Origin of the sequence: Bradyrhizobium sp. 40, assembly GCF_023100925.1 — a bacterium.
Lineage (GTDB): Bacteria > Pseudomonadota > Alphaproteobacteria > Rhizobiales > Xanthobacteraceae > Bradyrhizobium.
Window position 1 is genome coordinate 1,966,342 of sequence record NZ_CP064688.1, and the last position, 13,800, is coordinate 1,980,141.

Below are 13,800 nucleotides of genomic sequence, written 5' to 3' on the forward strand. Positions count from 1 at the left end.
ACAGAGCCTCGCGCTTTGTCCGGATCTCGGTCTACAGGCCAAACTCCGTCGGCGGCCGGGACAACAACTACCGCTCGACTTGCGCTGTCACATCGCCATTGCGAAGATGAGCGCAAAGACCGCAGTGACAGTGATCAACCGGGCCGTCTCGGATCGTGAGCGGGCCCCCCCACGTAACGCATGTGGCTCCGTTTGCTCGAAGGCGCTGCCGCGTGTTGCGACCAAGGCCTATTTAATTCGGGTGGCCAGGAGCATAATTAATCCATCACGTTGCCAGTTTTCTATTTACAGATGTGATTTGTGAGGCAAAGATCAGATATCGCCGGTTATTCGATTTCTAAATTGATATCTGTTGGATGTGCGTAGCGCGCCGCGCTTCGGATTTCTGAGGAGAGCCGAAAGCTGAACGACAGAATTGGAAACTCAGTGCCAGCGCAGCCCCGACAGCCGATCGCGACTCAAGCAGCGGCTAGCTCGGCCTGTAAGAAGGAACAGCCTGTCTAGACGCGAGCGTCGAACGGATGGCCGACCTGTACTCGTTTCGGATGCCGGCCGTCGCGCTCCTTAGTTGAAAGCCTCACTGCCAAACCAAACGGAGGGTAAGATGAAGAGTGCGCTCGCGATTATTGCTGTTGCTTCTCTCTTTGTTTCGTTTTCGTTGGAAGTAAAGGCGCAAGCCATGCCGCCCGCTCCCGGTGCGGCAAAATCAAAGGCGCCGGTGGCGCAACCAGCGAAGGGCGCGGCCGGGCAGAAAAGGATGATGACCACCTGCACGCCGCGTCAAAAAATGTCCGGAGCAACCTGCTTGTAGCAAGCCGAAGGCCGCCGACGTCGGCGGCGGCCTTTTCGCTAGAGCGGAAACGAGCGGTCGGGCCCCCGATCCTCGTGCTTGTCCACTAGTTTCCTTGGTTGGCGGTTGACCTTGATGCCAGGACAGGCTTCGACTGCATGCAAGCGACCCGAGCCGTCGCCAAGATATCTAAAGCGACATCTGCCAACGGCCCATCCGCACTTGCGAAATGCGGCGCCGCCTTCAGGGTCTACTCGTGTGGGTCGTTTCCCTTCGGTTCCTGCAAGAATTTGGGCATGTGTCCACGCGCATCACGATCGCGCGGGGCGGGGCGTTCGGACGGGTCGCGGCCGAGCTTTGACTGCAGCTCGACGAGGTCGGTGAAGACGTCGGCCTGGCGGCGCAGCTCGTCGGCGATCATCGGCGGCTGGCTCGCGATCGTGGAAATCACGGTGACCCGCACGCCGCGGCGCTGAACGGCCTGGACCAGGGAGCGGAAGTCGCCGTCACCCGGCGGCTTGCATCGTTGCAAACGTCACCCGATTGAATATTAAACAAACAAACATTAAATGAATTAAATGCTAGACAAGATTTAAATTTGGATTAGGATGCGAATGCTTGGTGCCGGACGCACGCGTCAAGGACCTCCTGGAAGCGGCCCCATCATCGTGCCCCCTGCTTACGCCGTCCAATGGATGTAGGGGCCGCTTCTTTGGCAAATTGGAACGCAATCATGCAGTTCCTGTCATTAGGTAATTGGTTTTTCATCTCCGCAGCAACGGGTACGCTCCTACTGGTCGAGGTCGGAGTTTTGATTATTGCGGGCGTGATCTGAGCCCGGACGTTTTCCCTCAAATTCAATTTCAGCGCTCCCAGCGCGCGGACTGAACATTATGCCCTCCATAGAGACTACGCACTTAAGCACAGAGCTTTCCGAGCAACGCTCCCATGGTCGCGGGCGTGCGCCTGCTGCCTGCCTCTCTTCCACTCCTACTGAGGGGGCGAGTGGGCGAAGAACCATCAACGTCATGCCCGAGGTTGCGAATGACAACGCGGGCACCTGGCCTCTGCTACCGTTTCCGGATGGTTGGTACGCCACCTGTTGATGTGTGATGCGGCTCGGTCGTGCGGGGGCTCAGCACGTAGCAGGCGGGCGGATTTTGATGGCTTTCGATTGCCCACCATCCGCCGGTTCTCGCTGGCGTGCCTTTGTGCTCAAGTAATTTCGCGGTCTGTCCGGATCGTAATCCTAGTCATCCCGCCGGGTCCCAGGTGGGCGGGCTTTTCATTTGCGAAAGCCGCCCGTTGCATCCGGTAGAAGCATCTTGACGCCAGTTAACTCAAAGGCTGTAGTGGCCATAATCTACCGCGTTAGCGGCCTCGCAGTTTCTTGTGTGTGATTATTTTTGGGGCGTTCCATGCGTAATTTTGCTCGCGCAGATGTCCTGCGCCGCCAGTATCTGAATGCACTCATCTCTGAACTTTCCGAACTCGAAGCCCTTCGCAACCGCGTGCTCGAAGCTGAGCAAAGAAGGATTGGCACGCCGCACCGACGGCGGAGAGGGTCAGTCAGAAGAACAGCTAAAGTTCGCGGGCGCCTCTAACCTTCCGCGCTCCGCAGACGACTAGTTGCCAGCTTCCCCTTTGCATGTCGGATAAAGAGCTGTGGCGACTCCACCGCTGGTCAATGACGTTCTTGCCGTAAGGCTCGTGGCAAGAAGGAAGAGCTTGAGCGAGGATTGGGGCTGCTTAACTGGGACGACAAGCCGCTCAATTTATAAGGTCGTCTGGCTCGTCGCGGCCCGCCATTCGCTCTGACTAGCCTCTGTGCTAACAGTTGCAGCCGCCACGCCGATCGTGCGGAACGTCGCGGCGTCGGTCGCAGGAGCAGCCTCTGGCCGTTCCTGCGACCTTCACTTTCGAGGCTCCGGCGCTCAAATCCGCAATTGGATTCGGCAGCGGGGAGCATTGGGGGCTGGAAAGCAAGCCGTGCCATCTTCGCTCTAAAGTGACAAGGCGCCACCGGTAGTTATACCGACTCCATCTTTGGAACGGGGTGTTCTACTCTCGGAACACCGGCGCGATTTAAGTACCAACCCAATTTCGAGTTGCCCGGGAATGCCGCAGTGGGGCTGGAACCACGCTGCGGCTTTTCCCATGGGTCGACCTTCGTTTCGAGGCTCTTTTTGGCAGCTTTCTTGTCCAAACTCGCTGAGGTTGTGGCTGGAAATGCGCCGATTCTGAGCGCATGGTAGGCAGATGCAGGTGCAATGCCCAAAATGCAAAGTGATCGTCGCCATTGGCAAAGCCAAGTGGTTCTTCGATGGCGGCGAGTGCAGGGAGCTTCGCGGTACTGTTGCGGGCGATGCTAAGGAATATGAAGAGTGCCCGGTCCTCATCGAAGCTGTTTCGACCGTCATGAAGAATGTCGCCACCTAGGCGAGCGCCTCGCTTCCCGGGGTGCCCGTGAGCGAGAGCGAACCTTGCAAAAACCAGCTAAAGCGGACGCTCCCAGCTGCGTGGTCGCCAACCGAGATACGGCCCCGGCTTGGGGGCCTGAGGGTTGATGCCGGGGCCGCTCCGCCAGCTCGAAGAAGAAGCCGGGCAGTGAATCTAGTTCCACGGCTGTCAGCAGATCTCGCCGAGTGTTAGCAGCCGGACGTAGGTACCGCTCTCGTGCAGATCGAGCCAGCCGCGCTCGACTGCATACCAAATCAGGCGGCGGACTGAACAGGAGTTTCTTTTCATTCATTCTAGCAGCGCGTAAAACGGTCCGCCGACTGAGACGGGATTTTTGGCTACATTTCGTCATTGAGCTACTTAACTTTCTAATCGACTAACACTTACTTATTTCCAAATCATAGGAGCGCGAATGTCCTCTCAAGAAGACGATCGACGCAAATTTTTAGAATCCTGCGGCAGGTTCGCCGCCGTAACACCTCCGACCATTATAGCGTTGCTTTCGACCTCACTGTGCAGCAACGCAATTGCCAGCTCCGATGGCCGGGGTCGTGTATGCCTGATAACTATCGCTGAGCGTGGAAGGTCGAACGACGGGCGGCCTTAGACTGTCGCCCGTGCTTGGCCTGACTTGCCCGCGATTGTCATGCCAGTTCGGGACGATATGCACAGATCCTGCGGCGCCGCATGCCGAGCAGACGAGGCGCAAGCCGACGCGCGACCGTGGCTGATCCTGCGGGAGTGCGTCGAGCCGCACGTCGATCCTGCGATCACAGAGGCCGTTCAGGCACTGGATGCTGCAGGTCACATGGCCGTCAGCCAGCCATTTACCAGGAGAGCGGGGCGGATAATGGCCGGCCCATTTGTGTACGTTGCGCTTTCCATGCTGATGTGGTCTGCCTGTTGCGCAATTGAGATACATGGATACTTGTAAGTGACCAAATGCCCAAATATTCGACTGCCGCAGCGCTTGTTTTTCTAGTTTACCTTGCGCCGTGCTTTGCTCAATCTCCTCAGAAGGAAGAATCCTTGAGCTCCTCGTTCGGTGCCGGACCGAACGCTTTTATCGATCTGTTGGCGCTGATGTCCGGGCACTGCAAGACGCTGAAGGTCGACGGGCGCAGCTTCGGATGCAAGACGGTGGCTTACGCCCATGGCGACAAAGGGCGGGTGAATTTTGCGGTGGCCGTCGACGATCCCGACGATGAGAGCCACGTGGTGTCGTTCTCCGGCGAGAACGGCAAACGGGCCGACGACAATTCCTACCAGCTGCCGATTGATCGCATGCTGCTCAATTCCAAGGATCGGCCTAGGGTCGACGGACTGCCGGTGCCGGCCGAGCAGCCATCAACCGGTACCTGCCGCCAGACTGGCAATTTCGCTGCGAGGAAGGTGACTGATATCACCTGCTCGGCCACCGACAGTGAAGGCCGCCGATACGAGCTGCTGTTCGTCTCCGACGGCTCGCCGGTGAGCGTGCGCCGCATTAGGCAGTCGGCGCCATCGATCCAGGATCCGTTCAACTGAGACGAGGGACGCAGCGCCAAGGGCTCAGGAGTAAACCTGCCGTCATGTTACGCAACACGATTAGCCATGCGGATTGGTGACGAGTACCGAGACACACACGACATAGAGAACCCGCTGGCCGACAAAGTCGGCGGGGCTTTTTCGAGAACGCGTGGCTACAGCGCTGTATCCCGACTCCGGCAGCAGCCAGGCGAACAACGGCTCATTGTGTGAACGCCAACGTGCATAAAGTTCCCAATTACTTAACTGTTATAAAGAGTTCCGGCCTGCCTTCGATCGCGAGTGTGGCAGGCCAGCTACAGCAAAACACCCACGAGCGAGTACTGTTGAAACGCAGGTGGGCGAACTAGCGACTCTTAAAACTGATTATCTCTGGGGAGACTCGAATGAAGAAACTTATTGCGGTTGCGGCCGGAACACTGGCTCTCGGCCTATCGGCTCCGGCAAGCGCGGCGGATATGGCAGCGCGACCCTACACCAAGGCGCCTCCGATGGTCGCCGCGATTTATGACTGGAGTGGCTTCTACATCGGCGCCAACGGCGGTTGGGGCTCAAGCCGCAATAGCTGGGACTCGGTTGCCCCGTTCCTGGTGGGCCCCGAAGGCTCGCACGATGCGACTGGCGGAGTTGCGGGCGGTCAGGTTGGTTATCGCTGGCAGACTGGGACCTGGGTGTTCGGCCTCGAAGCGCAGGGCGACTGGGCCGACTTGCGAGGCAGCAACCTGAGCACCCTGTTTGGTCCGGGCTTCCGCAACGATTCACGGATCAATGCGTTCGGTCTGTTCACGGGTCAGCTCGGCTGGGCCACCAACAACGTCCTGTTCTACGTCAAGGGCGGTGCTGCGGTGACCGATAATCGCAACCGGATCTATTCGACTGCAACTGGCGCTGTGCTTGCCACCACCGGCGATGACACCCGTTGGGGCGGTACCGTCGGGGTAGGCCTGGAATACGGCTTTGCTCCCGGCTGGTCGGCTGGTGTCGAATACGATCATCTGTTTATGCAGGATCGTACGCTCGCATTCACGGGTCCCGCGGGCGTAGCATTCGGTGCGGATCGCATCCGTCAGGACGTCGATCTCGTCACGGTTCGCGTGAACTACAAGTTCGGCGGCCCGAGCATCGGCCGGTACTGAGCAGCATCACTGAAAAAAATAGGGGCCGGCTCTTTGAGCCGGCCTTTCTTTTTTGGGGAGATTGGAATGACGAAAACTTACCGACCGGTCACCCCTTCGAAATTAGCCGACGAGCTAAACAGCGCATTTGCTTCAGCTGAACCCAAGATAATTTGTAAGGCTATCGGCGAGGCACTTGGCGCTTTTAATATCGCCGAGATGGCAAGACAGACGGGTTTAGGCCGGCAGAGTATTTATCGAGCTTTCAAAACCAACACACAGCTTCCGAATTTTTCCACGGTTCTTGCAGTGCTCTCGGCCATGGGTTTGCAGCTACAAGTAACGCCCAAGCGCGAGCGTTCCGCAGCTGCCGCGGCTCGCCTAACGAAGAAGTAGTCAACACTCAGGGGGGCGAGAGCTACCGCGCGTCGTAGGCGGGAAAAGTCCCTTGAAGCTCCGCCGGTTCACGCCGTCAGGTGCTCGCGAGAGCCGACAGTATGTGATCGCCTGCATGCACGGAGGCAGAGCTGAGGGGCGATCTCGGACGGGCCCCGGTTCCCGCTGGCGCGCCATTCTTCTTACAGAGACAAGCGACGGCAACGAGGCACCTGGTGTACTTGGGGTCGCCTCCCGCATGGCATAGGTCGGATCCAACCCTAATGGGTCGGAGTGTGACGTGGGCACTTTGCTACTCTTGATCGCATCGTGCGTTGTTGTTCTTCTCCTACTCGCATTCCGCCGATAGGACCGAACCCGGACGCAAGAGTTGCCTTGAATCCTCAGCCCAGCGCCGAGGTTAAGCTTTTCCGCCGGTTGCTTTTGACTGTGCGCGATTGCGCGCGTTCACTCCATGGCGTGGATGGAGACGAACGTGATCACTTGGCTGCTAGTCATCATCATCGCGGTCAGCGTCGCGATCCTGATCGCCCACGCGATTGACGCCATACGTTCCTAAGGCCCAGCCAAGCGGGAAACAGCGCCGCGCGTAGTCAAGTGCTAGGTGCATGTAGCGTGGCGAAGATGTCTTCGCCTCGGAGCTCTCCCCTGAGGCCGCCTAAATGCCAAGACGGATTTTCGGCGGTTAATCGCTCAGATTGATGAGGAGATCGCGACCATGGAGGCCGGGCTGCTGACACTTCCGAGTGCCTGAGCGGTAAGTTGACTCGAATCAGGAAGCAAGTGGCCCCGCTGAACGGCTCAACAAACCAGACACGTGGCGGGTCGCCTCTGACTTGAACTCAGATTTTCTGCTCAAATCGTTCACAACTCCCACAATTTGACAGACAGCCATCACCCGTGGCGGGCTTCCTCAGTCACGAGGTGCCGCCATGGCAGATCCGCCGCTCTATCAAGAATACGAGGTGCTGAAGCGCCTAAAGCTGAGGCCGTCGGAGCTCGAAGCCGTTCTCAACGTCGCATCATTGCGCCGGTTGCCCGCCGGTGGAGCGCGCCGATGTATTGCGCGGCGACGATCGAGGCTCTCGCGACCAACTATCATCAATTGCGAATGGGCTGCGCGATCTGGTGGGACTTCGATGTGCGCCGGCCAAGCTTCCTTCCTGCGCATGCCGAGTGGTCGCCGCCAGACGTTCCCTTCTACCCTTTCGAGAACGAGGAGCAGCAAGCCTGGGCCCGTCGGGTCTGTAGGCTCAAGAAGGCCTGCGCGCCGGGACCGTATCCCTATCCCGACCGCCTGGCGCGCTACCGCTCACGCATGGAGTACAAGGCAACCAAAGCCTTCCAGCGAAAGCACGGTATTAGGCCCCCCGGAAGAGCAGAAAACTATCGGTCGGCAGAGGTCTCCTCCGTAGGAACATGAGCCGCGCCGAGCTACGTGACCTCGTCTGGAGCAAGACGATGATCCGGCCAGGTGCCGACCTAGGGATCTCAGAGTTCGGCCTTCGGCAGCTGTGCAAGCGTCTCCTGATTCTGCTGCCGACCCGCGGGCACTTCAACCACCAGGATCCGAAGGAGCGGCCGTGTACTGGAAGCCCCCGGCCGCGATTGAGCGCTATCACTGCGGGATCTTTTGAAGGCGAAACTCGCTTTTTCTTCATGTGCGCTCCTCCACGACGCAATGAGTCTATCTAAGTTGCTGACGTTGCTCAAATGTTGGAGTCGCAAAAATGCCTGCGGCACAGCGCTTTCTTGTATGGAGATGCGAGATTTAAAAACCCGACAAAAGCGTGCAAATCGAGCGAACCGACGAGCGGTGGTATGAGGCGGAGCTATCTCGGCTCATGGCCGAGGCGCTGATCACCAAGTCGGATGGACGCGATGCCGAAGGCTGGCTGTGCCGCGCATTTGAAACAGCGCAGAAACAGGGCGCGAGGCTTTGGGAATTGCGCGCCGCCAGTAGCCTGGCCCGTCTCTGGCGCAATCAAGGCAAGCGCACCGACGCCCGCGACCTGCTCGCGCCGATCTACCGCTGCTTCACTGAAGGCTTCGATACGCCCGACCTCAAAGAATCCGCCGCGCTACTTGCTGAGTTGGCCTAATAAAGCAATGTCAATCGACGGATCGACGTTTATTGGTGCGGTGTCCGCAAGGCAGGCTGGTGTCCGTCCAGAGGTCCCGACCGTGTTCCTCTGCGACTTCTGTTCCGGGTCAAAAGCAGCGGTGGACACCAAGTTGGAACCGCGTCCGGATTGCCCCTGACAGCCGACATTACACGCGCTCAACCGACCTTCGGCTTCGGGCCATAAGGGTCCTCATACCTAAGGCACGCACGACGCCGGCAGCTTCTGTTCTGCAACTACCCGCACGGGTGGGAAAACGACGCAGTCCGCAACGTCAAACAACACCCAGATACTTCGGTTGAACGAGGGCATAGGACCCATCGATGGAGAGGAGTAGATCCACGTTCCTGCGAGCGAGTTCGCGGCCGATCTCCGTCTTAGAGGGAACGACGTCGGAAACCAGGGCGAGAGATGAGCGCATGATGTTTTGCCTTTAGAGCAAGACGGCAGTCCAGGGGCGAAATGACCGACATCAGACGGCCCCGCGCACCTTTGGCGTGCGCCTTGGACATACGCGCGCGGCCCCTGGACAAAATTTGTGATCGCCGCTGACCGGATTGGCTATCGGCTGATGTTTGGGCTTTCGACCCGCGATCAGGATGCGCTCTGTTGAAAATTCAGCAACAAATATTTTGTCTGGAAACGTCTAACACGTAAAACCCGACACCTTTGACGTTGATGTTTTTGCGTGTTTGTCGGAAGACCGGGAGCATTCCGACGTTCTCGAAGGTCAAGGCGCTCGGCATCGATATCCCTGCCACGCCGCTCGGCCGCGCCAACGAGTTGATTGAATAACGATCCTTCTGCGCTGCACGAGTCTGCAGTTCGCCCATCAGCGAAGTAACGCGGCGCCTCATTGAGGTCTGCTTATTGAGGCATGGCGGTCAAGATTTGCTCAAGTCGAGTTCTTCGCATTGCCCCGGAACGGAAGGTCGCAGACCAAGACCGTCCGAACCTCTGGCACGGACACCACCCGACGAATCCGGCGGTGGCGCAAATGCGAAGTGCGGCGGCGTCTCCTAGGGCGACCTTCGCATAGACCAGAGGATAGCGTTCGTGAGGATTCGCTGGTAGCGGGCGTCCTGCCAAACTGACGGCTCGTGGCCTAGCGCCGAATAGAATACTCGTCCCTCGCCATAGAATCGGGTCCAGGTGAGAGGCCAGCCATAGAATCGTTGATGCACGCCGGTCTTGCCAAGGTCCACCGAGCTTGGGTCGAGCCGCAGGAGCACGCGTGAACCACGATAGTCGAAGTCGCTGATTTGGTAGATCTCGTCCTCGACTTGCAACGAATTCCCGAGAAAAGCCACCAGGGGATCGCCAGGATCAACCACCTCGATCTTCACGGCCTGATGCCAAGGATGACCATTGAAGTAGCCGCCGACCAGATCGAGATAGTCCGGCCAAGTGTAGAATGTGTCCGTCGCCGAATGAACGCCGAGGAATCCGCGGCCCGAGCGCACAAAGTTGAGAAGAGCTCTCTTTTGCGCGGCGCTCATCGGAAGTTCTCCGGTTGTGTAGAACATCACCGCCGCGTAGCGCTCGAGGTTTTCGGTAGAAAAGTCGGACGTGTCTTCCGTTGCAATGACTTCAAAGACACCCGAATTGCTTCCGAGCTGGGTCAGGATTACTTTGGAAAGCGGTATGACATCATGCCGGTAGCCGGCGGAGTATGTGAAATAGAGGATGCGCTCTGGCGGATGCTCCGCATGCGCGCCGAGTGGTCGGATTGCCGCCGCGCCGCCCAGGAGCGCGATGAACTCACGTCGCCTCACAATCGCCTCCGCCAAAGCCAACCAACCATGTTTTGAAGAAGCCTAGCACAGATCAGCCCAGCACCGGCCTTGGGGCATCGCCCCCTGGCGTCCTATGCAACGCTGCTGGCCTATCAGCGAAGTGGCGAATCGTCTCATTGAGGTCAGCTTCGTGGGTGGAAGCGGACTGGTTTTGCTCAGGCCGGGTTCTTCGCACTTTGACCCAACCCGGACATTATGTTGCACGGGGGACAAGTAGCCCTTCTGGTTGTCCGATGCGGACATCGCGGATCCTGCAAGTGCTGCTCCTGTCGCCTTCCGAGTATGACCTTGGATTATGGTGCCTGGGAGCGGACATGAAGTAGCGCGCGTTCATGGCTCTTGATGGCCGTGCAGCTGATGGCGGTGCGGGTCCGTGAATGTGATCGGCGCAACCATGGGAGCGCCTCTGGAAAACGCCAATCCGCCGGGACGCGACGAAGGCGTCGGCGGCTCTCAGAGGATCAGATCGTGTTGGAAGGGTAGGTGTCCGCCCTGGCCAGCAGCCTCCTGGTCGAAACGCCAACCCTCCGGCGCCGCATCGGCCGGATGGGGCCATGCGGCCGCGGCGGAATCGTGCTCCGGATTGAGCGCGGCGACGGGGACCGAGGAAGCGACTGCCGGGGCCGTCGAGCTGGCATGCTGCTGTTCCGCACCCGCCTCGAAATGGAACGCGGGCTCGGCCCGGTTGTGAAAGCCTTGGTCGTCGGCGCCCTGAATGACCACGGTCACGATCTGCGGCGTGCCGTCGATCGTGGTCACGGTGAAGGTGTCGCTCAGCGCGTCGCAAGGCCTCAAGGCCTGGACCTCCGGGTCGTCGGGGTCGAGCACGTATGTCCACGTGCCGCAGGTCGTCATCGTGAAACTGCCGTAGCCGTGGTCGCTCGCCTGCGGACATGTCGTCGCCGTGAATGTGTCGTCGGGATTATCGACGTCCTTGTCGGACAAGGTGCCGCTCGCGCGTGGGGGGGCGTCGCAGGGATTGCTTGGCTCGGTCACGCGTCCGCAAATATCGCCGCAGACGACCGCGGCGTCGTTGCTGCCCTCGATGGTGACGGTCACCGTCTGTGCCGTACCGTCCGCGGCCCTCACCGTGAAATCGTCAGTCAGCGATTGACCTGCGTTCAGCGCCTGCACCGCGCAGTTGCCGTTGTCGAGCGCGAAGGTCCAGTGCCCATCCGCGGTCATGGTGAAGCTGCCGTAACCGTGGTCGCTCGGCTCCGGACATTTGACGGGATCGAACGCGTTCGAGGGGCCGTCGACGTCAGTGGCGGTCAGAAGGCCGCACGCCGTTGGGATGCCCTGCAACGAATTGTGGACCCCGCCCGCTTCGACCACGCGACCATGCGTGTCCCCAGAGATGACGGCCGGATCGTCGGCGCCCTGGATGGTCACCGTGACGACCTGCGGCGTGCCGCCGATGGTGGTCACGGTGAAGGTGTCTGTCAGGTTCTGGCACGTCGTAAGCGCCAGCACCGCGGCGCTGGCGGGATCCAGTGCGTAAGTCCAGTGCCCGTCGGACGTTATCGTGAAGCTGCCGTAGCCTTTGTCGCTGGTATGCGGAGAGCTCACCGCCGTGAACGTGTTGGCCGGATCGTCGACATCGGTGTCGGCGAGCTTGCCGGTCGCGGTTGGGACGTCGTCCGCCATGGACGCCGCCGCAATCGCGGCGGCGTCCATGGCAATCGCGGCGACGGATCCACCGGTCCCGCCGCTTATCGCCGCCGCGTCGTCGGTGCCGGCGATGTCGATCGTGAAGGTTTGGCTCGCCGAGGCGAAGCCGTCGGACGCCGTGATGGTGAAGCTGTCGGCGCTCGGCGCCTTCAGCGCGTTGATGGCATCGTTGTTCGGTACGTAGGCGTAGGCGCCGGTCGCGCTGTTCAAGTAAAGGATTCCGAAGGAACCGACCTTCTCGACGTCGTAGCTTGCGCCCGCGACGGTGAAAGGGCCGATCGCGCCGCCCGCGATGCCAAAGGTCGGGGTCGTGCCGGAGCCGAAGCTCGTGGCCGAGAAGCTGCCGCTGCTCGCCGAGAACTCATCGAAAGCGACTGTGTCGATCTCGACGGGGCCCGACCCGAGCGTCAGTGTCGGTGGCGAATGGATCAACGGCCCATCCGGCACGAAGCTGGCCGGCACCACCACCCCGGGGAGGGCATGTTGTGGATTGGGCCCGTCCGGCGCCTGGAAATCGATCGGCTGCAGCGTCTGATCGACCGCTTCGCCCGGAGGCGTGCCGGATCCGGACGGCCCATGATCCTTCGAGTAGTTGTCGAGCACGTCCTGCTGCCGACTCTGCAGGTCCTCCATCCGCGAAGCGTTGTTGGCGACCTGCGCGAAGCTGACGGATGATCCGGTCTTGCTGAGGATGACCGTCTGCCCGGGATCGTCCACGATGATGTGGCGCGGCACCGCCTCCTTCGTGATGAGTTCGAAGGTGCCATGCTCGAAGCCCTTGTAGGTGATGGAGGCCTCGTCGAACAACGCGAGATCGGGATCGGCGGCCCACGCTTCTTTCAGAGCCGAAAGGATCAACGCGACGAAGGACAGCCCTTCGGCCCATCCGAGTCTCGCGACAACCGCCGACTCTACAGCGCGCCCGCCGCTAACGGACGGCGGACTGCGTTGGTTCTGCGCCGGCCAAAGACCGGTGAAGACACGTGCGAGCGACATCTTGAACGCCTCGCATGCTGCCCGCTTCCGCCGAAGCGGCCGGACCGATCAATCGCGTGTGTGTCCACCCGCCGAGGTCCGGTTCTGCGCACCAGACTACGCTTTGTCGTCCCGAGACCCCTTCACGAAATGTTGACTGGGTGCGCGCAAATGCGCTCTTTTGTTGGCGCTGAGCGGTCGGGACCATCGTCCGTTGCCACTAAAGAGTGGCGGTCGCAACGTGCGGTATGATGCGCCGGGCGCGCTCTGCCATCATTCCGCCGAAGCGGGCTCTTCACGGACGGGAGCGGACGCATGCACGGACTAAGGACGGTCGCAGGGCTTCTCTGCCTTTTGCTCGTTGCAGTGGCGTATCCGCCTGCGCCGCTTCGGGCGCAGGACGTCAAGCCAATCGGCAAGGTCGTGACCGTCGCTGGCACGGCAGTGATCGAGCATATCGATGCCGCGGTTGTGCAGGCGAGACTGTCCGAGGACGCGGCCAGCGCGAAGGTCGGCGATCCAGTCTATCGGGGCGACGTCGTCAGGACGGGCGCCGACGGGCGCCTCGGTATCAATTTCGCCGACGGCAGCTCCTTCAGCCTGTCGAGTAACGCCAGCATGGAAATGAGCGAGTTCGTCTACGATCCGGACGGCAAGGACAATTCAACCCTGATCAGCCTGACCAGAGGCACGTTCACCTTCGTCGCCGGCAGCGTCGCCAAGACCGGGAGCATGAAGGTGGACACGCCGGTGGCGACGTTGGGGATCCGGGGCACCACGCCCCACATCGAGATTTCGGACGACGGCACGGTCGAGTTCGCCACCCTGATCGAGGAGGGCAAGGATGCCGTCATGAAGCGGAAGGCCGGTCCGACCGTTGCGCCTCCCCGGCAGCGGAGGGCCGACCGCGCTCTCGGCATCTGCCGGGGATGCTGAAGGTCTTCGGG

Annotated in this window: 9 protein-coding genes and 1 pseudogene; 7 read left to right on the plus strand and 3 right to left on the minus strand. The window is 60.2% G+C overall.

What is annotated here, in order from left to right; all coding sequences use genetic code 11:
- Window positions 1–604 precede the first annotated feature (604 nt).
- Window positions 605–811, plus strand: a complete 207-nt coding sequence (locus IVB40_RS09335) for a hypothetical protein (RefSeq protein WP_247818681.1) — start codon at window positions 605–607, stop codon at window positions 809–811.
- A gap of 229 nt (window positions 812–1,040) precedes the next feature.
- Here IVB40_RS09335 and IVB40_RS09340 read toward each other — a convergent pair.
- Window positions 1,041–1,301, minus strand: a pseudogene (locus IVB40_RS09340) (NYN domain-containing protein); the annotation flags it as partial.
- Between the two features lie 1,775 nt (window positions 1,302–3,076).
- Here IVB40_RS09340 and IVB40_RS09345 point away from each other — a divergent pair.
- From IVB40_RS09345 to IVB40_RS09365, 5 genes are all read left to right on the plus strand, one after another.
- The gene (locus tag IVB40_RS09345; protein ID WP_247288202.1) at window positions 3,077–3,229 is read left to right on the plus strand and encodes a hypothetical protein; all 153 of its coding nucleotides are present in this window, start codon (window positions 3,077–3,079) and stop codon (window positions 3,227–3,229) included.
- Between the two features lie 963 nt (window positions 3,230–4,192).
- Window positions 4,193–4,777, plus strand: coding sequence for a hypothetical protein (locus IVB40_RS09350; protein ID WP_247288203.1), 585 nt, complete (start codon window positions 4,193–4,195; stop codon window positions 4,775–4,777).
- A 386-nt stretch (window positions 4,778–5,163) separates the two neighbouring features.
- Window positions 5,164–5,913: an outer membrane beta-barrel protein gene (locus tag IVB40_RS09355; protein ID WP_247288204.1), complete on the plus strand. Its 750-nt coding sequence runs from the start codon at window positions 5,164–5,166 to the stop codon at window positions 5,911–5,913.
- Window positions 5,914–5,979: 66 nt separating this feature from the next.
- Window positions 5,980–6,288, plus strand: coding sequence for an addiction module antidote protein (locus IVB40_RS09360; RefSeq protein WP_247452949.1), 309 nt, complete (start codon window positions 5,980–5,982; stop codon window positions 6,286–6,288).
- A 1,844-nt stretch (window positions 6,289–8,132) separates the two neighbouring features.
- Complete coding sequence (locus tag IVB40_RS09365; protein ID WP_247818682.1) at window positions 8,133–8,390, plus strand: hypothetical protein; 258 nt, start codon at window positions 8,133–8,135, stop codon at window positions 8,388–8,390.
- Window positions 8,391–9,430: 1,040 nt separating this feature from the next.
- Here IVB40_RS09365 and IVB40_RS09370 read toward each other — a convergent pair.
- A complete protein-coding gene (locus IVB40_RS09370; protein WP_247818683.1) occupies window positions 9,431–10,186 on the minus strand; it encodes a ThuA domain-containing protein in 756 nt (251 codons plus the stop codon).
- 474 nt (window positions 10,187–10,660) lie between these two features.
- Entirely contained in the window at window positions 10,661–12,874 is a 2,214-nt protein-coding gene (locus IVB40_RS09375) for a VCBS domain-containing protein (protein ID WP_247818684.1), read from the minus strand.
- Between the two features lie 294 nt (window positions 12,875–13,168).
- On the opposite strand from IVB40_RS09375, the gene IVB40_RS09380 reads away from it, so the two are divergent.
- Window positions 13,169–13,789: a FecR domain-containing protein gene (locus IVB40_RS09380; RefSeq protein ID WP_247818685.1), complete on the plus strand. Its 621-nt coding sequence runs from the start codon at window positions 13,169–13,171 to the stop codon at window positions 13,787–13,789.
- Window positions 13,790–13,800 lie beyond the last annotated feature (11 nt).